The 2,032-nt window shown below is 62.3% G+C and carries 3 protein-coding genes; all 3 read left to right on the forward strand.

Annotation, left to right across the window (positions count from 1 at the left end; all coding sequences use genetic code 11):
* Positions 1-448: substrate-binding domain-containing protein (locus tag AC1D1X_RS21695; protein WP_477699156.1), on the forward strand; the 448-nt coding region annotated here is incomplete at its 5' end.
* An 85-nt stretch (positions 449-533) separates the two neighbouring features.
* Complete coding sequence (locus AC1D1X_RS21700; protein ID WP_477671141.1) at positions 534-1,490, forward strand: ABC transporter permease; 957 nt, start codon at positions 534-536, stop codon at positions 1,488-1,490.
* A partial coding sequence (locus AC1D1X_RS21705) for an ATP-binding cassette domain-containing protein (protein ID WP_477699157.1) occupies positions 1,490-2,032 on the forward strand: 543 nt, incomplete at its 3' end. The genes AC1D1X_RS21700 and AC1D1X_RS21705, both read left to right, overlap by 1 nt.

A 2,032-nucleotide genomic window follows, 5' to 3' on the forward strand; every position in this document is an offset into this window, starting at 1 on the left:
ATCCAACGAGCTGTCCAAAGACGCGGCCGTGGTCTGCATGGCCGATGGTTTTGGTGACCAGGCCAAGAGCCAGACGGCCATGGAAAACTGCCTGCAGAAAAATCCCGACGTCAACGTGGTCTACACCATCAACGAGCCTGCGGCCGCGGGTGCGTTTAATGCGCTGAAAAAGGCCGGCAAGGAAAAAGGCGTGACCATTGTCTCGGTCGATGGCGGCTGCCAGGGCATCAAGGACACGGCAGCCGGCATCATCACCGCAACGTCGCAGCAATACCCCCTGACCATGGCGGCGCTGGGCGTGGCAGCAGGTGTCAGCTACGCCAAGGGCGGCAAAAAGGCTTCGGGTTACACCGACACCGGCGTGACCTTGGTCTCGGCAAAAGCCCTTCCGGGTGTAGACAGCAAAGACACCAAAACGGGACTGAACCTTTGCTGGGGTGCGAAGTAATCGGCCAGACGCCTGCCGCCTGTCATCTTGCACCAGGTCCGGTGCAGGATGACAACATCATTTTCTCCATCCTGGATCTTTACCGATGAACCTGTCTTCGCGCCACATCCCGTGGGGGGCCCTCGGCCCCTGGCTGGCCCTGCTGGCCACCTGCATCTTTTTTACCACCCAGTCAGACCGCTTCCTGACGGGTGCAAACCTGTCCCTGGTGCTGCAGCAGGTGATGGTGGTCGGTGTCCTGGCCATTGGACAGACCCTGATCATCCTGACGGCCGGCATCGACCTGTCCTGTGGCATGGTGATGGCACTGGGCGGCATGGTGATGACCAAGTTCGCCGTGAATTACGGCATCAACCCCTACCTGGCCATTGCTTGCGGCCTGGCGGTCACGACCGGCTTCGGCCTCGTCAATGGCTTGCTGGTCACCCGTATCAAATTGCCCCCTTTCATCGTGACGCTGGGCACCCTGAACATCGCATTTGCGATCACACAGATCTACTCCAACGCGCAAATCGTTCCCAACCTCCCGGCGGAATTGACCGCGCTGGGCAACACATTCGATCTGGGCAGCACCGAAGTCAGCCTGGGAACCGTCACCATGATTGGCCTGTATCTGCTGGCGTGGTTTGTCTTGCGGGACACCGCGCCGGGCCGGCACCTGTATGCCGTGGGCAACAACGCCGAAGCAGCAAGGTTGACCGGCATCCGGGTCGACCGCGTACTGGTGGCCGTGTACGCGCTGGCCGGTCTTTTTTACGGCATCGCCGCGCTCCTGTCGGTGGCGCGCACCGGCGTCGGCGACCCGAATGCCGGGCAAACCGAAAACCTCGATGCCATCACCGCCGTGGTGCTGGGCGGCACCAGCCTGTTTGGCGGACGCGGCATCATCCTCGGCACGCTCGTCGGCGCGGTGATTGTGGGCGTGTTTCGCAACGGTCTCACCCTGATGGGCGTTGCCTCCGTCTACCAGACACTGATTACCGGCATTCTGGTGATCCTGGCAGTCGCGGCCGACCAGATGTCGCGCAAAGGGCCCCGCTGATGAACACCTCAACGCCCCTCCCCACTTCCGCACCTCTGATCATGCAGGCCAAGGGACTGGTCAAGCGCTACGGCCAGGTCACCGCACTGGACGGTACCGACTTCGAACTACGCGCCGGAGAGATCCTGGCCGTGATCGGTGACAACGGCGCCGGAAAATCCTCGCTGATCAAGGCCTTGTCGGGCGCCACCGTGCCTGACGAAGGCGAACTGTTGCTCGACGGCAAGCCGATGCGCTTCAAGTCTCCTATCGATGCGCGCCGTGCCGGGATCGAAACCGTCTACCAGGATTTGGCCGTGGCCCCTGCCATGAGCATTGCGGAAAACCTGTTTCTGGGCCGCGAACTCCTCAAGCCCGGCCCCTTGGGCCGCTGGCTGCGCCTGCTCGACAAGAAGAAGATGCTGGAGCAGGCCATTGCCCGCATGCAGGAACTCAAGGTCGGGATTCGTTCGATGACGCAGGCCGTGGAAACACTCTCCGGCGGCCAGCGCCAATGCGTGGCCGTGGCGCGCGCCGCTGCCTTTGCGCAGCATGTGGTCATC

The sequence above is a fragment of the Polaromonas sp. P1_G4 genome (assembly GCF_056405475.1).